This is a genomic window from Micromonospora sonneratiae (genome assembly GCF_042679305.1).
GTDB classification, from domain to species: Bacteria; Actinomycetota; Actinomycetes; order Mycobacteriales; family Micromonosporaceae; genus Micromonospora_H; species Micromonospora_H sonneratiae.
In genome coordinates this window covers 1-17,989 of record NZ_JBHTMP010000100.1, presented here as the reverse complement: position 1 = coordinate 17,989, position 17,989 = coordinate 1, and the positions used below count along the sequence as shown (strand labels likewise).

Here is a 17,989-nt window from a genome sequence, read left to right as displayed (position 1 = left end):
GCCGCAGCTGCCGGTGCGGCGGCTGCCGGCTCGGGTCGTACGGGAGCGGGGGCCGCAACCGGCGCGGACGCGGCGGCGGCCGTCAGGATCTGCCCGCCCGAATTCGCCAGCCGCCGTTCCATCTGTTCCAGCCGCTGCAACAACCCGCCGGTGGCGTCCTCCGCGCCGGGCAGCATCATCCGGGCGCAGATCAGCTCCAGCAGCAGGCGGGGTGCGGTGGTGCCCCGCATCTCGACCAGGCCGTTGTGCACGATGTCGGCACAGCGGGACAGCGTCGCCGGGCCGAGCCGCTCGGCCTGCGCGGCCATCCGTTCGATCTGGTCGGCCGGGCCGTCGACCAGACCCTTGGCCACCGCGTCCGGCACCTGCCGCAGGACGATCAGGTCACGCAGCCGTTCGAGCAGGTCCGAGGCGAACCGGCGGGGGTCGTGCCCGGCCTCGGCGACCCGGTCGACGGTGGCGTACGCGGCAGCCCCGTCCCCGGCGGCCAGGGCGTCGCACATCTCGTCGATCAGGCTCGCATCGGTGACGCCGAGCAGGGCCACCGCGCGGGAATAGGTGACGCCGTCCGGTCCCGCCCCGGCGATCAACTGGTCGAGCACCGACAGGCTGTCCCGGGCGCTGCCGCCACCGGCCCGTACGACCAGCGGGAAAACCGCCGGCTCGACCTTGACGCCCTCGGACGCACAGAGCTGTTCGAGGTGTGGCCGCAGCACACTCGGCGGGATCAGCCGGAACGGATAGTGGTGCGTACGCGACTTGATCGTGCCGAGCACCTTCTCCGGCTCGGTCGTGGCGAAGATGAACTTGACGTACTCCGGGGGCTCCTCGACCAGCTTCAGCAGGGCGTTGAAGCCGGCCGACGAGACCATGTGCGCCTCGTCGATGACGTAGATCTTGTAGCGGCTGTTGGCCGGCGCGAAAAACGCCTTCTCGCGTAGCTCGCGGGCGTCGTCCACGCCACCGTGGCTGGCCGCGTCGATCTCCAGTACGTCGATCGAGCCGGGCCCGTCGCTGGCCAAGGCCCGGCAGGAGTCACAGGTGCCGCAGGGCTCGGGGGTCGGGCCCTTCTCACAGTTGAGCGAGCGGGCCAGGATCCGGGCGCTGGAGGTCTTGCCGCAGCCACGCGGGCCGGAGAAGAGATAGGCGTGGTTGAGCCGCCCGCTCCGCAGTGCCTGCGACAACGGCTCGGTGACGTGTTCCTGGCCGATGACCTCGGCGAACGTACGCGGGCGATACTTGCGGTAGAGCGCCAGTGCCACTCCTCCGCCTCCTCTCGACCGGGCCATTCTCCGCTGCCCTGCCGTCGTCGGCCACTCTCCCCCGCCAGCAACGGACTGGTTGTCGGTCGTTCTGTGGCGGCAGGAGGCTGTTTGGTGCCGTCTGTCCGGCTCGGCGGTCGCCCTACCGGGACAGTGGCCCGGTCCACGGGCCGGTGCAGCGGGTTGGGGCTGGAACGCAAAGGCCCCCCGTGCACCCGTCAGAGCCCGCTTATCCTTGCTGCCTTCCGGCCCTGGGGAGGTTCACGAGATACACGCCGCACGGGGGGTGCAACCACTGTACCTGGTCGACTTGTCGATCTTCATGGGTGGCGGGCTGGGTTCTTCGCCGGAAGCCTGTATCCTGTCCCACGGAGGATTCGCCTAGAGGCCTAGGGCGCACGCTTGGAAAGCGTGTTGGGTTAACACCCTCACGAGTTCGAATCTCGTATCCTCCGCTCATCTGAGCAGTACGAACGACAGGGTCGGGCCCCACCGGGGACCGGCCCTGAATCGTCTCTACGGTCGCTCCCGTCTCAGTTGTCGTCTCATTCACTCCGTCGCATCACGACAGCGAAGCGCCTCGCCGGCCGCACGCCGGTTACGTGGCCGGGTGACGACAGAGGCACCCGGCCCGCTATTTCCGCTGGCCAGGCACCTCGTCGGCATTACATGCTGTGCATCGTCCTCGCTGTCCGTCACGGGCATGTCGTGGCCGAGTCAGTCGCTACCCGTACCGTTACGGTCCGCCGTAGTACTCGAAGATCGATGGTGCCGTGGACCACGGTGGCCGGGGCAGCACTGGCAACGGTGCCGGGAACCAGCGGCGGCCGAGTCGTGCATCGATCATGGCGGACGCCATCATCGAGAAGCGGGCTGGCCGGTCAGCGCCGTGACGGCGGCCGTCGTGGCTTGGGCGATCAGCGCGTCGTCGCGGGTGGCGTCCTTCTCGTCCCGCGTGGACATGATCGCGAGCACGATGGGAGCGCCGTTGGGCGGCCACGCCACGGCAATGTCGTTACGCGTGCCGTACTCGCCGGCACCGGTCTTGTCGCCGACCACCCAGCCGGCCGGAACGCCCGCCCGGATGCACTTGTCCCCCGTCGTGTTCCCCCGCAGCCAACCGGTCAGCACGGCGCGGTCTTCGGTGGAGAGCGCGTCGCCGAGTACGTACTTCTGGAGATCCGTGCCCAGGGCGCGGGGTGCGCTCGTGTCCCGCGTGTCGCCGGGGATGGCCTCGTTGAGTGCGGTTTCGAGCCGGTCGACCTCGGTGACCTGGTCACCGAGACCACGCAGCGCCTTCTCCAAGCCCTCCGGACCGCCGAGCTGCCTAAACAGCAGGTTGCCGGCCGTGTTGTCGCTGTACCGCACCGCGGCGTCGGCCACATCGCGGAGCGTCATGCCGTTGTCCACGTGCTTCTCGGTGATGGGCGAGTAGGGAACGAGGTCGGCGCGGGTATACGAGATCTTGCGGTCGAGCTCTGCCGTTGACGTCACGGCCAAGACCGCGCCCGCAGCTAGCGCCTTGAACGTCGACGTGTAGGGAAACCGTTCGTCGGCGCGGTGTTCCACGGCGCGACCGGATCCCGTGTCGATGGCGTAGACACCAAGGCGGGCGTCGAACTTGGTCTCCAGACGACCGAACTCGGCAGCTGCCGCCGTGGTCGAGAGCGTGGGTGAGCTGGATGGGGACGGAGTCGGGGTACCGGATGACTGGCAGGCGACGAGCGGGCCAAGTACGAGTGCGGCCGCGACCGCGAGGGCGACCCGCCGGGCAGCGGGTCGGGCAAGGCTGAACCTCATCGTTGCTATCCGTTCGTCGGTTGACGGCCGTACCGGTCGGTTGGCCGCTGTCAGGGAGGAGCCTCACACCCGACAACGGATGCCGTCCAAGACAGTAATGTCGGAATCAATGCTGAATTGGCATAGACTCGGCCGTCGTGGATGTCGTCGCGGCCTGTAAGGCATTTGTGGCCGTCAGTGGGTACGGCAGCTTCACGGTCGGGGCCGCTGCGGCACGGATCCCCCAGTCCGTCGCCAGCCGGCGCGTCGCGGCACTCGAGGAGCACTTCGGAGCCCGGCTGTTCGACCGCTCCTCGCGGAGCGTCACGCTGACGCCGTTCGGCCGGGAGATACTGCCGTCGGCCAGGCGCCTCGTCGAGCTCGCCGAGGCAATGGAGCACGATGCCGAACGCGCCAAGCTGAGGCCCTTCCGGCTGGCCGTACCCGCGATCGGGACCCCACGCCTGCTGGCCCGGCTCGTCGCCGACGGACGCCGACACGACCTGAACCTCGACCTGCACCCGGCCGCGCCAAGCGAACGCATGGAGCTCGCCCGCACCCTGGAGGTACGAGCCGCGCTCGTCGCGGTGCCGCTGAACGAGGGAGTCTGGCGGGTGCCGTTGGGGCTGGCCGGTAACGCCGACCCGCGCACCTCGACGATCTACGTGGAGACCCTACGAGCGGGCCGCGCCAACCGGGACGCGCGCCGACGTTGCATCTGGATCCAACCGGAGGACGACGTGCCCCACGTCCGTGACCGGATGATCCGGCTACGGGACGCTGTCGGACTCCAACCCGCCCAGGTGGTCGTGGCGACCTCGCTCGTTGCCGCCGCTGCCGAGGTGATTGACTCGACCGACCTCCTGCTCTGCTCGCCGAGTCAGGCTGACGAGTTGGGCCTGCACTGGCGGCCGATCGGCGAGCTGGAGCTGGTCCGCGGTTACGACGTCGCAGCCGGACTGCGTGAGGACGCCCAGCGGATCCGGGCTCTCCTGCCCGCCGCGATCGGGCGCTGCCTCGGTACGCTGGGCAACGACATGCCAAGCGACACCGTGCCGAGCGGCGGGGCGTAACGGTGGGGGTGGCCAAGGTCCTGCGCGACGCGCGGGAGACACTGCGCGACGCCGGTCTGCGCGGTTCGTTCCTGGTACGCGACCTCGACACCGGTGACGAACTCGAGATCGACGCCGAGGTGGAGTTCCCAGTCGCATCGCTGGTCAAGATACCGCTCGCGATCGCCACACTGGAGCGCGTCGAACGGGGCGAACTTGACGCCGCCACACCGGTCGTGGTGCAGCCCGGCCGTATCGCCGCGCCAGGGCCGACCGGTCTGAGCAAGTTCCGGCATCCGGCCACCGTCGCGCTCGACGACCTGCTCTATCTCAGCATTGCAATCAGTGACACCATCGCGGCGGACGCCCTGTTCGCCCTCACCCCGCCCGCCGTGGTCACCGCGGAGTTACGGCGACTCGGCTACGACGGCATCGCGGTACGCCATCTCGGCCGGGAACTCACCGAGACGCCGGCCGAACGGTTCACCCCGACGGAGGCGCATCTCGCCCACTCCCTCGCCATCGGGGCCACGACAGCGGGACACGGACACCCGGTGGCACAGCTCGACGTCAGCCGCGCCAACACCGGATCGGCGCGGGCTTTCGTGGACTTGGTGCAGGGGCTGTGGCGGCCGACGACGATCCAGCCCTCGGTCGCGGCACGGGTCCGCGAGCTGATGGGAGACAACGTGCTGCGCCAGCGACTGGCCCCCGACTTCAGCTCCGACGCGTCCCGATGGTCGTCGAAGACCGGCACGTTGCTCAATCTCCGACACGAGGTCGGGGTCGTCGAGCACGCTGACGGGCAGGTGTTCGCCGTCGCCGCCCTCACCGAGTCCCGGGTGCCGGCCGTGGTGCAACCCGGCGCGGAAGCGCTGATGGCGCACGTTGCCCGGATCCTCCGCGACCAGTTGCGGATGTGCTGAGCGGTTGGAGTGGGCGGACAGCTTGCGGGTCGTCCCCACGGGCAGAGTTGGCCCCCGGTACGCGGGGGCGCTTTTGTTGCGGGTGCACACGGCGAACGCGACCAGCACAACCAGGTGCAGCGTACGGCGTGGATACGCTCATGCCGATTGGGGCGGTAGCGCCGAATCTTTTCGTCGGTTTGCTGGACCTGTCTTGATGGTGAGTTCGGAACTCTGGCGAACACCATGATCGATCGTGGGCCTTCGGTAATCGTTAGAGTGGAGCGGTGAACGGACCGGCTCAGGAGCGCAGATCCGATGGAGAAAGCACCGGGGCGGCATATGGCTCGGAAGCGGTGCTACGGCGCTCTGCGGTACGGGTGGTCTTGACCGACTCCGGTGGGCAGGTGCTGCTGTTATGCATCAACGAGCCACTTCATCCTGATTTTGGCTCATGTTGGGAGCTCCCCGGGGGAGGCATCGAGACCGGCGAGACACTGGTCGAAGCCGCCCAACGAGAGTTGTACGAGGAGACCGGCCTACGACTTGACACAGGGAGCTTCTCTGCGCCCCGATGGTTCCGGTCCGTGACGTTCCTGCATGCCGGAGTGCGCCGCATCCAGGACGAGTCGATCTTTCACGCCGCAGTGGGAACATTGGCGCCTCTCGTTGTTCCGATGGCGCTTGCCTCCGACGAGACCGACACCCATCAGGGCTACCGGTGGTGGCCACCCGCTGAGATCGCACACGCGTCGACGAGGTTCTTTCCGTCGTCGTTACCCGAGCTTCTTCCCCGCTTTCTGGCCGGGGACACGCTCCACGAGCCGTTCGAGGTTTTCTCGTAGTGCCACTACGTCGTATGCCATCGCCGGTCGTAATCCGCCGAGTCAGGTGGCGGGTGAGGATGGCCAACACCTGACGGATGCTGCTCGACCCGGCCGGGGTCTGACATCCGGCCGGGCCTTGTCGACGTGTCCTCCGTGAATTCACTCCCAGCGGAGGTTGCGGGCGGCGACTCCGCCCAGCACCACGGTGAACGCCGCCATCACGACCAGGTGCAGCAGCGTGGGCCACGAGCCCACCCACGCATCCTGCACGGCCTGGGACGCGGCACCCAGCGGGGTGAAGTCGGCGATCTTCCGTACCAGGTCGGGCATCAGCGGCCCCGGCGTCCACACCCCGGCGAAGAACATCATCGGGAAGTAGATCAGCGAGCCGATCCCCGACGATGCCCGGGCGCTCGGCGTGACGGCTGCCACGAGCAGGGCGACGGCGCACATGGCAGTGGACCCGAGAGTGAATGCAAGCACGAAGCCAAGCACGTTTCCGGGCGGCGGAACGTCGAACGCGATCGCCGCCACCAGCCAGGCCAGGCCGCAACCGATCAGCAGCGCAACGACATTCACGATCAACTGCGCGCCGAGCAACGTCATTGGCGAGACCGGGGTGGTCGACAGTCGACGCAGGACACCCCGCTCCCGATAGTTGGCCAGCACGTTCAGCAGCGTCACCATCGTCACCGTCGCGATGGCCAGCGCCATCGTGATCGGCAGGTAGAGCTCGATGCCAGGCCGGCCGCCCATCTCCTCCACCGGATCCCGCATTCCCGGCATGGCCAGGCCGAGCACGAGGATCAGTACAGCCGGAAACGCAATCCCGAAGAACGCGCCGACGGGCTCCCGGAGGAACAGTTTCGTTTCGACGCGGATCATCTTGGCCAGGGCGGTCATCAGAGGCTCCGGGGAGAGGTGAGGGCGAGGATCGCGTCTTCGAGGGTGGGACGTTCGACGCCGGGCACCCGGGCATCGGCGATCAGGTTCTTGGGGGTGTCGATGGTGACGAGTTGGCCGGCCCGGATGACCGCCAACCGGTCACACAGGCGCTCCGCCTCGTCCATGAAGTGGGTAACCAGTACGACCGTGACGCCGCGCGCCCGTACCTGCTGGATCAGCTCCCACGTGTCGCGTCGCGCCTGTGGGTCGAGCCCCGTGGTCAACTCGTCCAGGATCGCCACCGACGGGTTGCCGACCAGCGCGAGGGCGATCGACAGCCGCTGCTTCTGGCCACCGGAGAGCTTCGCAAACACCGCGTTTCGTTTCGGGGTCAGACCCAGCTCGTCCATCAACTCCCGCCAGTCGGCGGGGTTCGGATAGAACGAGCTGTACAGGTCGAGCGCCTCCCACACCTTCATCCGGTCCGGCAGTTGGCTCTCCTGGAGTTGGATGCCCAGCTTCTGGCGCACCGCCGTACGGTCCCGGCTCGGATCCAGGCCCAGCACCCGTACGGATCCCGCATCCGGTGAGCGGAGCCCCTCGATGCACTCCACGGTGGTCGTCTTGCCGGCACCGTTCGGGCCGACAATCCCGAAGATCTCGCCCTCGTCCACACTGAACGACACATCCGCTACGGCCACGTGGTCGCCGTAGCGCTTCTGCAGGTTCGTGACCTCGATGACTGACATACCAACGACGGTAGAAATTTCGAGGTCCGCGCAGAATGAGGCCAGACGCCCGATGGGGGTGTACCCAGCTCCACCCCCGGTCGGTAGCGCCTACGGACGGTTACGCCGGCTCAGCAGCCGGCGCGCACGAGCTCCCGCGCCACGCTCTCCCGCGCCGCACGGGCGAGCTTCTCGTCGTACGGCCGACCCAGCTCACACGCAAGCTCGATGGTCCGGTCGAGCAGCGCCAGCGCCTCGTCATAGCGACCCGCCGCGCGGCACGTCTCGGCGTACGAGTGCAGGCAGTCGATCTCCAGCTGCACCTCGGCCAGCGGTTCCAGCAGCTCGAAGGCGCGCTGATGGTGTTCGAGCGCCTTTTCGGGTGAACCCATGACACGCAGCGCGACACCGAGATGGTTGTGGCACCACGCCTGGTTGTGTTGAAGGTTGTTCTGCTCGGCCAGCCGCAACGCGTCATGCAGCGTACGCAGCGACTCCACCGGGTCGTACGGTGCCAATGCGACACCGAGGGTGACCAGCCCGGTGATCTGGGCGGGCCCGTCGACCAGCGCGACGGATGCCCGGGCGAGTTCGACGGCTTCGCTGTGCCGACCGAGGTGCAGTGTCACCCACCCGTCAAAGGCCAGCGCCTGGGACTGCCCGGCGCGGTGCCCGATCTTCTCGAACAGCTCGCGTGCCCGCCGGAAGTGCGCCTGCGCCGCTTCAAGGTCACCCAGGTCCCGGCGCACGAAGCCGATGCGCAGCGCCAGACCAGCTGCAAGCTCTTCGTCGTCCGGCCCGGACTGTTCGGCCAGTTCGTAGGCGGAGAGCGCCTCGGCGAGGCGTCCGGCGGCGGCACGGGCGAAGCCGAGGTCCGCGAGCAGCGAAGCCCGCTGCTGGTCGCGGCCGAGACGTGCCGCAGCGGCTGCGGCACCTTCGAGCAGGCGTACCTGGTCGTCGGTTCCGCGGTGCCGGAAGAACCAGACCCGCATGGCCTGCGGCAGTTCGACCGCCACCTCGTCCGCACCGACCCGTACGGCGGCGTCGAAACAGGCGACCAGGTTGACGTACTCAAGCTCGAACCAGGCCATGGCCTTCGCCGGGTCGCCGGGCGAGGGTTCCCGCCGGTGCGGCGAGGGCAGCGTCCGATCGTGGGCGACCGCCTGCGCCAGATAGTGGCCCAGGACCCGGCGCAGGGCAGCTTCGGCCTGCGGCTCCTCGTCGGCGGCGAGGTCCGCCGCGTACCGCCGGATCAGGTCGTGCATCCGGTAACGCCCGGGTGAAAGCTCCTGGACCAGGTGGGCGTCGACCAGTTCCTCCAGCACCGCGCCGACCCGGTCGGGCGGCATTTCGGCGAGCGCGCCCGCCACCTCCGCGTCGAAGTCCGCGCCGGGCACCACGCCCAGCAGCCGGAACATGCGGCGCTGGACCGCGTCGAGCTGCTGGAGCGACATGCCGAACACGGAGTCGAAACGGCCGGCGTTGTCGCGTAGCCGCTCGGCCAGCACCGCCACGGTCCAGCCGGGGCGGTGGCGAAGCCGTGCCCCCGCCATCCGTAGCGCCAGCGGGAGCCCGCCGCACTGCCCCAGCACCTGGCTGACTGCTTCCTCTTCGCTGAGCGTGAGCCCGGCCGCCCGGCCGAACAGGTACGCCGCGTCGGCGTCGGCCAGTGGTTCCAGGGACACCGGCGGCACCCCGTCCAGGCTGACCAGCCGATGGCGGCTGGTGATCAGGACCCTGGACTTCCCCGCGCCGGGGAGCAGCGGGCGCACCTGTTCCGCGTCGACCGCGTTGTCGAGTACGACGAGTGCGCGCCGACGAGACAGCTCCGACCGCCAGAGCGCCGCGCGTTCGGCGGCACCGGCCGGGGGGTGGGTGATGTCCAACGCGCCCAGGAGCCGGCCGAGCGCGGCCTGCGGCTCCAGCGGCTCCTGGCCCGGGGTGAAGCCGTACAGGTCGAGGTAGAGCCCACCGTCCGGATACGTGGCGGCGAGCCGATGGGCCACGTGAACGGCCAGACTGGTCTTGCCCACGCCTGCCATACCGTCGATCGCGACCGCGCCCGCGGTGCGCAGCAGCTCTTCGACCAGCGCGGACTCCGCCTCCCGGCCGGTGAAGTCGAACAGGTCGGCCGGCAGGTCGTTGCGGCGCGGGGCGGGCGCCGCGCCGGCCTTGGCAGCCTCGGCCCACATCGTGCGGAGTGGCCGGGGGTCACGGCCCACGGCCCGACACAGCGCCACCACGGCCTCCCACGGCGGCACGAGCCGACCGGTCAGGTACCGGGACAGCGACGAACTGCTCAGACCCGCCTGACCGGCGAGGGCGCGCAGGCTGAGCCCACTCATTTCCTTGATCCGGGCGAGCTGAGCCACCAGTTGCTCCTGGGGGCTGGACACGTGAAACACCGTACCTGTCCCGGTGCAGGGGAACGGATCGGCGTTGCGTTTGCGCTGCTAGACCGGGTTCCAGGTGTCCCACGGTGTCCCACGGACCGCGCGGGCCCCGGCGCGCCGATGGTCGGATGACTCCTGTCGGAAACACCCACGACGCAGAAACACCCACGACCAAGGAGAAGCGATGTCGACCGAGCGCATGCCGAACCCGGCGGTTCTGATCCCGGAGGCGATGCCGGCCCTGATGGCCGTCAACAGGGCCATCTCGGGCGCCGGGGTGGACGGCAAGTTGTTGGCGCTGACCCACCTGCGGGCCAGCCAGATCAACGGCTGCGGCCCGTGTGTGGCCGGGGGCGCCCACCAGGCCCACCAGCACGGCGCGACTGCGGACCAGGTGCACGCCGTCGCCGCGTGGCGGGAGACGCCCTGGTTCAGCGACGAGGAGCGCGCCGCGCTGGCCCTGACCGAGGCCGTGACCCGGCTGGCGGACCGGCCGGACCCGGTGCCGGACCAGGTGTGGGACGTGGCCGCCAAGCACTTCGACCAGAAGGAACTGGCCGCGCTGCTGCTCAACATCGCGATCACCAACGCCTTCAACCGGCTCAACCTGCCCACCCGCCAGCAGGCGGGCAAGTGGTGACCCTGACCTTGCTGCTCATCAGGACCAAAGAAGTCGATCACCGCTGAAACACCCGGTGCCGCCCCGAGCCACCCGCAACAGAGAGGAAGTTGTCATGTCGACCACCACGAAAACCACCACCGCGAAGGCCACCACCGCGAAGGGCGAGAAGTACGACGGTTTCACCGCCGAGGAGCGCAGCGCAATGAAGGACCGCGCCAAGGAGCTGAAGAAGAGCACTCGGCGGAGCGCCAAGGCCGACACCGAAGGCGAAGTGCTCGCGAAGATCGCCGAAATGTCGGAGTCCGACCGGGTGATCGCCGAACGGCTGCACGCCGTGATCAAGGCCAGCGCACCGGTCCTCACAGCCAAGCTGTGGTACGGAATGCCGGCGTACGCCCGCGACGGCAAGGTGGTCTGCTTCTTCCAGAGTGCGGCGAAGTTCAAGACGCGGTATGCGGTGCTCGGCTTCAGTGACGAGGCGAACCTCGACGAGGGCACCCTGTGGCCAACCTATTTCGCACTGTCCGAGCTGACCGCCGATCACGAGGCCAGGATCGCCGCGCTCGTGAAGCAGGCGGTGAGCTGAAGAGCCACCGGAGTCAGGGGCATGATCGCCGAGTTGACCAGGAGCCGCCGCGCCGGCTCCTGGTTGGCAGTCGTCGAGATCCTCCATCGATCAGCGGTCAGCGCTGTTGGACGGAAGCCGATAGAGTCAGCCGCCATGGGTGCTATCAGGCCGTGGCATGTCGCCACGCTGCTCTGCTGTCTCGCGTCAGTCGCCCTCATTGCGGGCGGCGTCTGGTGGGCAGTGACTGCGGCCAGGAAGAAGAAGTAGTCACCCCTCTGTCTGGAACCAACCGCCGATTGGCTGAGAGCGTCCACAACAGACGCACGATAGGGTGCCCAGCGTGTCTGAGTCTACGGAGTCGGCGAAGTTGAAGGCGATCGCTCGATCGCTCGGCATGGCGGTCGCCGGCTTCTGCCTTGTCGTTTTCATACGTGAGGTCAGCGAGGGGCCCGATCTAAGCGAGAACGCTGACCTCGGCGCGGACGCGATACGTGCTTGCCAGGAGAAGTTCATACCTCCACTGCTGGCGAATCCAACAACGGCAAAGTACTCCAACGTCATGGTCAGCGAGTCCAGCTCGGTCTACGCCGTCACCGGATCCGTCGAAACGCAGGACGGCTCCGGCACATCGGTCCAGGCAAAGTTCCTTTGCTCTGTGACTGGCGGGCCCGGTTGGATACCGCTGATGACAACCGTGCACTGACGAATAGTCAGTTTGTCCACTTCTGCACCTACGATTGGTCGCCTACGTCATCGGTAGCAGCAGGATGCCAACCTTGCGGATTCACCTGGCCGCAGTTGATGCCCAGCTCTCGACACATCTGGTCAGATAGCCCTGCCAGCGGCAGCCCGAGTGATCAAGGAGAGTCAGAACGACGGGCATGGCCGGAGCAGCCGCACGAGGAAGCGGGAGCGCAGACGAGGCAACTCGACAGCCTGAACAGCATGGTTTCCCGACCGCTGAAGTGCTACATCGACTACGTGGCTTCAATGACTGTTCTTCGGGCGAAGATCCTGCAACGCCGCGTTACTGAGCGTTTTCCGGACAGGCGATGCCTTTCGTGAACTCGTTACGCTCGCTGCCCTAAACACCAACCACGCAGAGAGCAACATTGGGTGTACCTTCCGATAGGGCTGCCCGTCGGGGATAGGACTCGTCAGGCCAGTTGCCCCAGCCGTCCCTGGGAAGGCACAGTGCCATGGCGCGTCACAACAAAACACCTGTTGATCCGAGGTTCCCAGCCGAACTCCAGAGGCTTCGCCAGGCCAGCGGCCTGAGCCTTCGCGGCTTGAGCGCACTCTCCTATCGATCAAAAAGCCACCTGCAGGAGTTGGAGTCAGGAAAGAAGCAACCGAGTCCGGAGATCGCTGAGCAGCTAGATCGACTACTTCGCGGCGGCGGACAGCTTGCTGCCCTCGTGGCCACGCCCAGCCAGCCGGCAAGCGTCGCCGACGAGTCTGACGCCTTGGAACTCGCCCAGCGGGTAGCGGCCAGTGATGTCAGCGCCGAGACGCTCGACCGGATCGAGTCCGCCGTCGACAACATGGCAAGCGCCTATGCAACCACCCTGCCCGCTGCGCTACTGCCGATGACTCGTCGGTACCAGGCGTACGTCAGCCGCCTCCTCGATGCCCGTGCCACGCTGGACCAGCATCGCCGACTGGTCGTGGCCGGTGGCTGGTTGTCGCTCCTTCGGGCCACCCTGCACATCGACCTGCGGCACCGTACGGCAGCAGATGCCCACCTGGCGGCAGCCGCCGATCTTGCCGAGCACGCCGAACATAACGAGATCCAGGCGTGGTGGCTGGAAACTCGGGCATGGGACGTACTGACTACCGGCGACTATTCGGCAGCGCTGGCTCTGTCTCGGCAGGCTCAAGCTGTCGCTCCGAAGGGCAGCTCAGCACACATCCAGTCCACCGCCCAGGAGGCGCGAGCGTGGGCTCGGATGAAAGATCAGCGGGAAACCCGTCGCGTCCTAGATCGGGTTGAGGCACTGGTCTCGCCGTTGCCCACTCCAGATCGGCCGGAACATCACTATCAGTACGATCCTGCCAAGGCATCCGCCTACATCGCGACCACCCTCGCCTGGGCAGGCGACCCGGCAGCAGAGGAATACGCGCGGACGGTAGTGAACGAGATGGCCGCAGCGGGTGCAAGCCGTCCTCGACGTTACGCCTCTGCGCGGATGGATCTCGGCCTCGCTCTACTCACCTCGGGTAAGCCTGACGAGGCCAGTGCTGTGGCAACGGCGGCGATCACCTCAGGCCGCGTCGTGCCTTCAAACTGGTGGCGAGCCACAGAGTTGTTGGCCGCGGTGGAAAAAACCGGCATCAGTGAGGCGGCAGACCTACGGGACGCCTACGAGACGTACCGCCCGCACCATCTACACCCACACGAGCTGCATTGACCAGTCAATCGTTGTCGATTTCTTGTAGCCGCAGGGCGGCCCGCCACCTACTGTCTTAGGTACACGATGTACCACCTTCGGTGAGGTGCAGAATGGTAGAGCAATCACAACCGACACCAGGACAACGTGTTGAGCGGCTGCGGCGCGCCTCCGGCCTGTCACGCGAGCGTCTTGCCGGACTCGCCGACCTTTCAGCAACCACGATCAAATTTGTAGAAACCGGCCGGCGGTTGCTGACCTTACGAGTCGCACAGCGGATCGCCCCGCACCTTAACGTCCGAGACCTCGGCGAGTTGTACGGGCCGACAGTCACGCTCTCACTCGACACCAGACGTAGCCACCCCGCCGTAACAGATGTCCGTCGGGCACTGACCTCATGGCAGCTCAGCGTGACTGGCGAGCCTGCAACAGTCGAGTACCTGCGCGGCGCGATCGACTCGGCATGGCAGACGTGGCATACGTCGCGTCGGCAGCGTACGGAGGTGGGACTCCTCCTACCGAACCTGCTGGACGCTACGCAGAAGGCGGCCCGGCTCCATGAGGGTGCAGAACGCCGAAAGTCACTAGCTCTGTTGGCGCAGTCGTACCACCTTGCCCAGGCGTATCTGGCGTGGCATGGGGATCGGGAACTGGTCTGGGTGACTGCGGACCGGGGTATGGCTGCCGCTTTGGATGCGGACGACCCGCTTGCGATGGCGCAGGCCAGTTGGTATGCGGCACACCTGCTGAGGGCCACCGGACGCAGTGAGGACGCGCTTGAACGCCTTCGCGAGGCACAAGCGCTCATCGAAAGCCGAGTCGCCGACGGGCCCAACGAATACATCGAGATGATGGCCGACCTGTATCTGTGTGCGGCGTTGACGCGGGCGCGTAGTGGCGATCAGAGTGCCTGGGCTGATTGGGACTCGGCCAGGAATCTCGTGCACCAGGCACTTCCGGCCGACTATGTAGGCCTGCGGACCCGGGTTTCCCGACCGTTGGTCGAGGTGTACGCCGTGATGTGCGCGGTTGACCTGGGCGCGCCCGATGAGGCTCGGCGGCGAGCTTATTCGCTCGACCCAGCCACCATCCCGTCCACGGAGCGGCGTGGCCGACACTACGTTGAGTTGGCTCGAAGCGCCGACTTGGAGGGAGCACCGGAAGCCGCCCTCCACCTGCTGGCAAAGGCCGACGCCACATCGCCGGAGACAGTCCGATTTTCGCCGGCCGCCCGAGACATCCTTACCCGACTCGCTGCCGAGGCGCCGGCATCGATCCGCGATGACGCCATCCGGCTGGCGGAACGATCCAAAATGCAACCGTAGGAAGGGATTCCGAGCCATAGTCGACTCGCGTCGAACGGATGGGGGGAGTGGTGCTGCATTCACCCAGAAGCCATGCCGAACGCGAGTACTGTCAGAGCTGGACAGACAGCCTCGTGCAGGAGGTAGGAGCCGTGAATCCCACCATCGACCCAGGCATGACACCGGGGCAGCGCATCAAGCTCTACCGGCAACGCGCCGGCCTCACCCAAGAGATTGCCGCCCAACTCAAGGGCTGCACCGTATCCGCGTGGAGAAAGTGGGAATCCGGGGAACGGAGTGTGAACAGTCTCGGCGACTGGATCGAGATCGCCCGCATCCTCCGGGTACGCGATCTATACCGGCTGACTGGCCTTCCCGTCGGACAACTCCCCGACGAGCCCGCTGAGCACGAGGGCGTTGCGCCGATTCGGGCTGCGATGCACGCCTATTCACCGGCGGCAACCGACGCCGCGCTTGATCTCGAAGCACTACGCCAGACGATCAACTACGCGTGGACCTCCTGGTCTGGTTCAGGTCAGCGCTACTCTCGTACCGCCCCGATGCTTCCCGAACTCATCCACGCGGTCCGTACAGCTACAGGCACCCTGGCTGGCGAGGCACTGCGCGACGCGCACCGTGCCGCCGCCGACCCCTATCTGCTCGTACGCTCCTTCGGCAAGCGTGTTGGGGCGGGTGACGTGGCGATCCTTGCCGCTGATCGGGCATTGACAGCCGCCCAAGCCGCCGACGACCCGTTGTATCGAGGGGCCGCAGCCTGGAACATGGCGCAGGTTCTCTCCAACCGGGGCCACGCTGAAGAGTCGGCCGCGCTGTGCCGCGATGCGATCACGGACCTCAACCGCATCGATGACCAGGACCCGGAGCGCATCGCCGTTGTCGGCGGCCTACACCAGCTATCGGCCATCCAGCACGCCCGGCTGCGCAACGAGAGGTACGCCGAGGACGCACTGTCCATGGCCGAACACGCCGCTGCCATCACCGGCGAGACGACCTACCACCACATGTTTGTCGGCCCAGCAAACGTGGGCATCCATCGCGCCGCCGTCACCCTGGAACTGTCCCGTCCGGCCGAGGCCCTACGGATCGGTGAACGGGTCGATGTGACCGGCTCGCCGAGCGTCGAGCGTCGACATTCCCACTATCTGAATCTGGCACGGGCGTACGCCGTCCAGCGGGACGACCTGGCGGCGGTGCACATGCTGGTACGCGCCGACCGGGAAGCGCCGGAGGAATCATCGCTGAACATGCAGATGCGAGCGGTGGTACGGGAACTGTTGACCAGAGAAACGCCGACCACACGGCCGGAGTTGCGACCCCTGGCAGAACGCATCGATGTTGCTTGAGTTGGCGTGATAATTTCAACCAGCAGATGGTCAGCATTCAGCGCTTTACTGATAGCCACATTAGTGGTTCCAGCGTACGCACTTTGTCGAATCGGATTTCACTGCCCGTAACGCCCATGACGACTAGTCGCTCAGCTCGACATTCCGAGCTGAGCAAGGTTCTTGACCAACTCTTCCGTGCTGAGGCGGTAGCCGTAGGCGTCGATAGGACGTACCGTGCGCTTACAAGGAACGTCCTCGATGAGAGAGGGCGGCCAGCCTCGTACGGGAGGGCACCGTGCACAGCCAGGATGAGCCGATGACCTTGACAGTCGGCCAACGAATCAAGATGCATCGTGAGCGGGCTGGCAAGACCCGTGCGGTTCTTGGCGGACTCGTGGGGCGCAGCGCGGAATGGGTAAAGGCTGTCGAGGCGGGCCGCCTACTACCACCCCGGCTGCCAATGTTGCTGCGCTTGGCCGAGGTACTCAAGATCAGCGACCTGGCCGACCTCACCGGCGATCAGTCCCTGCCCGTGGCATCGGTGACCCGAGCCGGCCATCCGGATATTCCAGCGGTGGCCGCAGCAATGCAGCGAACCACCGTACCGGCGGGTGAGGTGCTCTCAGCCGAGGTACTACGGGCCCAGGTCAGTCAGGCATGGATGCTGTGGCATCAATCAAGCACCGAACGGACGGCTGTGGCTTCCCTCCTTCCCCGGATACTCGATGCAGCCCGCCTGTCCGCCCGACGGCTCGACGGCAACGACCGTCGCCTTGCCCTCGTCGAACTCGCCCGCACCTACCATCTGGCCCAGCTCTACACCGCGCATCAGCCACATCCCGAATTGGTGTGGCTGGCTGCGGACCGAGCCATGCTCGCAGCTCAAGAGGCAGACAACCCTGCCGCAATCGCAGTTGCAGCCTGGTACTACGCCCATGTCTACCGGTCTTCCGCGCAGATTGACGCGGCAGAGCAGGTGCTCACCGACGCAGCCGCACTGCTTGACCCGACCACGGGCGGTGGGCAACTTGCGCGGTGGGGCCAGTTGCACCTTGGCTTGGCGCTCGGTCACAGCAAGGCCGGGCGGGATGGTGATGCCTGGCGGGCCTGGGACATCGCTGATCGCACTGCTACCACGCTCGGCACCAACTACGTTCACCCGTGGTTGATGTTCGGCCCGACCGCTGTTGCCGCATACGCCGTGACCTTAGAGACGGATCTGTGTCGTCCGGGCGAGGCAACCAAGCGCGCAGACAGCACCAACTACTCGGCGCTGCCGTCCCGTACCCGTCGGGCGTCTGCTTTGATCGACGCGGCTCGCGCGCACATGCTCCGTCGGGGTGAAGTTGCGGCGGTGCACCTGCTTGGGCGAGCACTGAAGGAGAGCGGAGACACCGTCCGCCACCAGCCGTACGCCCGTAGCGCCGTACTTGAGCTGTGTGGACGGCGCGGAACGGTTGGCGAGGATGCTCGTGAACTGGCGCTGACAATCGGCATCGACTGGTAGTCGCGGCAGGGGTACAAAACATCCCCTTTCACGCCCGCTTCCCTGCGTAGCGTCCCAATTACTGGACGCGCGCAGCTTCTACCAGCACAGATACGGCTGTCGCCGCGTCCGGTCAGGACCGGGCGCGGCGTTGCGTTCTCCCCCACTATGCCGCCGCGCCCCCGTATGGGTGCGGCGGTCGGCAACAACGCTGACCGTCGCACCCTCCACACCGGAGGTGCGCGATGGTCAAATGGTGGTTGAGCAGGTACGACGAGGAAGAGGAGCCACCCTCGACCCAGTCGCAGCCGCCACCCACCCCGCCGATCCCGAGGCCGCTGCCCACCGCCCCCTCAGACGGTGACGATCCGCCGGAGCCGCCCGGCCCGACCCGCCTCTGCGGGGACATGCGATGAGCCGCCACCGCGACACCGGCTACCAG

General features: G+C 67.0%; 15 protein-coding genes, 1 tRNA gene and 1 other RNA gene. 11 read left to right on the top strand and 6 right to left on the bottom strand.

Features of this window, described 5'->3' with window-relative positions; genetic code table 11:
* Positions 1–1,262, bottom strand: a 1,262-nt coding sequence (locus ACFQ4H_RS32915; RefSeq protein WP_377578836.1) for a DNA polymerase III subunit gamma and tau, incomplete at its 3' end; no start/stop codon positions are given.
* 198 nt (positions 1,263–1,460) lie between these two features.
* Positions 1,461–1,551, bottom strand: an RNA gene (gene ffs / locus ACFQ4H_RS32910) — signal recognition particle sRNA small type.
* A gap of 81 nt (positions 1,552–1,632) precedes the next feature.
* Here ffs and ACFQ4H_RS32905 point away from each other — a divergent pair.
* A tRNA-Ser gene (locus ACFQ4H_RS32905) sits at positions 1,633–1,717 on the top strand.
* Between the two features lie 403 nt (positions 1,718–2,120).
* Here the strand turns inward: ACFQ4H_RS32905 and bla are convergent.
* Positions 2,121–3,062: a class A beta-lactamase gene (bla, locus tag ACFQ4H_RS32900; protein ID WP_377578834.1), complete on the bottom strand. Its 942-nt coding sequence runs from the start codon at positions 3,060–3,062 to the stop codon at positions 2,121–2,123.
* 137 nt (positions 3,063–3,199) lie between these two features.
* On the opposite strand from bla, the gene ACFQ4H_RS32895 reads away from it, so the two are divergent.
* From ACFQ4H_RS32895 to ACFQ4H_RS32885, 3 genes are all read left to right on the top strand, one after another.
* Positions 3,200–4,114: a LysR family transcriptional regulator gene (locus ACFQ4H_RS32895; protein ID WP_377578832.1), complete on the top strand. Its 915-nt coding sequence runs from the start codon at positions 3,200–3,202 to the stop codon at positions 4,112–4,114.
* Between the two features lie 2 nt (positions 4,115–4,116).
* Positions 4,117–5,019, top strand: a complete 903-nt coding sequence (locus tag ACFQ4H_RS32890) for a serine hydrolase (RefSeq protein WP_377578830.1) — start codon at positions 4,117–4,119, stop codon at positions 5,017–5,019.
* A gap of 266 nt (positions 5,020–5,285) precedes the next feature.
* Positions 5,286–5,843, top strand: coding sequence for an NUDIX hydrolase (locus tag ACFQ4H_RS32885; RefSeq protein ID WP_377578828.1), 558 nt, complete (start codon positions 5,286–5,288; stop codon positions 5,841–5,843).
* A 141-nt stretch (positions 5,844–5,984) separates the two neighbouring features.
* Here the strand turns inward: ACFQ4H_RS32885 and ACFQ4H_RS32880 are convergent, their stop codons facing one another.
* From ACFQ4H_RS32880 to ACFQ4H_RS32870, 3 genes are all read right to left on the bottom strand, one after another.
* Positions 5,985–6,728: an ABC transporter permease gene (locus tag ACFQ4H_RS32880; protein WP_377578826.1), complete on the bottom strand. Its 744-nt coding sequence runs from the start codon at positions 6,726–6,728 to the stop codon at positions 5,985–5,987.
* On the bottom strand, positions 6,728–7,459 hold the full coding sequence (locus ACFQ4H_RS32875) for an ABC transporter ATP-binding protein (RefSeq protein WP_449289038.1): 732 nt from the start codon (positions 7,457–7,459) through the stop codon (positions 6,728–6,730). Before ACFQ4H_RS32875 ends, ACFQ4H_RS32880 begins: the two co-directional genes overlap by 1 nt.
* 110 nt (positions 7,460–7,569) lie before the next feature.
* Positions 7,570–9,834 carry an ATP-binding protein gene (locus ACFQ4H_RS32870; protein WP_377578824.1) on the bottom strand — a complete coding sequence of 755 codons (2,265 nt, stop codon included), beginning with the start codon at positions 9,832–9,834 and terminating at the stop codon, positions 7,570–7,572.
* 181 nt (positions 9,835–10,015) lie between these two features.
* Between ACFQ4H_RS32870 and ACFQ4H_RS32865 the strand changes: the two genes are divergently transcribed.
* The 7 genes from ACFQ4H_RS32865 (at position 10,016) to ACFQ4H_RS32835 (ending at position 17,568) form a co-directional block, all read left to right on the top strand.
* Complete coding sequence (locus ACFQ4H_RS32865) at positions 10,016–10,471, top strand: carboxymuconolactone decarboxylase family protein (protein ID WP_377578822.1); 456 nt, start codon at positions 10,016–10,018, stop codon at positions 10,469–10,471.
* A 94-nt stretch (positions 10,472–10,565) separates the two neighbouring features.
* Positions 10,566–11,039 (top strand): iron chaperone, encoded by a 474-nt coding sequence (locus ACFQ4H_RS32860; RefSeq protein WP_377578820.1) that lies wholly within the window; start codon positions 10,566–10,568, stop codon positions 11,037–11,039.
* 322 nt (positions 11,040–11,361) lie between these two features.
* Positions 11,362–11,724 carry a hypothetical protein gene (locus ACFQ4H_RS32855; RefSeq protein ID WP_377578818.1) on the top strand — a complete coding sequence of 121 codons (363 nt, stop codon included), beginning with the start codon at positions 11,362–11,364 and terminating at the stop codon, positions 11,722–11,724.
* A gap of 496 nt (positions 11,725–12,220) precedes the next feature.
* Positions 12,221–13,432 carry a helix-turn-helix domain-containing protein gene (locus ACFQ4H_RS32850; protein ID WP_377578816.1) on the top strand — a complete coding sequence of 404 codons (1,212 nt, stop codon included), beginning with the start codon at positions 12,221–12,223 and terminating at the stop codon, positions 13,430–13,432.
* A gap of 92 nt (positions 13,433–13,524) precedes the next feature.
* Positions 13,525–14,736, top strand: a complete 1,212-nt coding sequence (locus ACFQ4H_RS32845) for a helix-turn-helix domain-containing protein (protein ID WP_377578814.1) — start codon at positions 13,525–13,527, stop codon at positions 14,734–14,736.
* A gap of 131 nt (positions 14,737–14,867) precedes the next feature.
* The gene (locus tag ACFQ4H_RS32840; RefSeq protein WP_377578812.1) at positions 14,868–16,079 is read left to right on the top strand and encodes a helix-turn-helix domain-containing protein; all 1,212 of its coding nucleotides are present in this window, start codon (positions 14,868–14,870) and stop codon (positions 16,077–16,079) included.
* 298 nt (positions 16,080–16,377) lie between these two features.
* The gene (locus ACFQ4H_RS32835) at positions 16,378–17,568 is read left to right on the top strand and encodes a helix-turn-helix domain-containing protein (protein WP_377578810.1); all 1,191 of its coding nucleotides are present in this window, start codon (positions 16,378–16,380) and stop codon (positions 17,566–17,568) included.
* Positions 17,569–17,989 lie beyond the last annotated feature (421 nt).

Coding starts and splice junctions, on each gene's coding strand:
- bla (WP_377578834.1), bottom strand. CDS start 3,062: ATGAGGTTCAGCCTTGCCCGACCCGCTGCCCGGCGGGTCGCCCTCGCG.
- ACFQ4H_RS32880 (WP_377578826.1), bottom strand. CDS start 6,728: ATGACCGCCCTGGCCAAGATGATCCGCGTCGAAACGAAACTGTTCCTC.
- ACFQ4H_RS32875 (WP_449289038.1), bottom strand. CDS start 7,459: ATGTCAGTCATCGAGGTCACGAACCTGCAGAAGCGCTACGGCGACCAC.
- ACFQ4H_RS32865 (WP_377578822.1), top strand. CDS start 10,016: ATGTCGACCGAGCGCATGCCGAACCCGGCGGTTCTGATCCCGGAGGCG.
- ACFQ4H_RS32860 (WP_377578820.1), top strand. CDS start 10,566: ATGTCGACCACCACGAAAACCACCACCGCGAAGGCCACCACCGCGAAG.
- ACFQ4H_RS32850 (WP_377578816.1), top strand. CDS start 12,221: ATGGCGCGTCACAACAAAACACCTGTTGATCCGAGGTTCCCAGCCGAA.
- ACFQ4H_RS32845 (WP_377578814.1), top strand. CDS start 13,525: ATGGTAGAGCAATCACAACCGACACCAGGACAACGTGTTGAGCGGCTG.
- ACFQ4H_RS32835 (WP_377578810.1), top strand. CDS start 16,378: ATGACCTTGACAGTCGGCCAACGAATCAAGATGCATCGTGAGCGGGCT.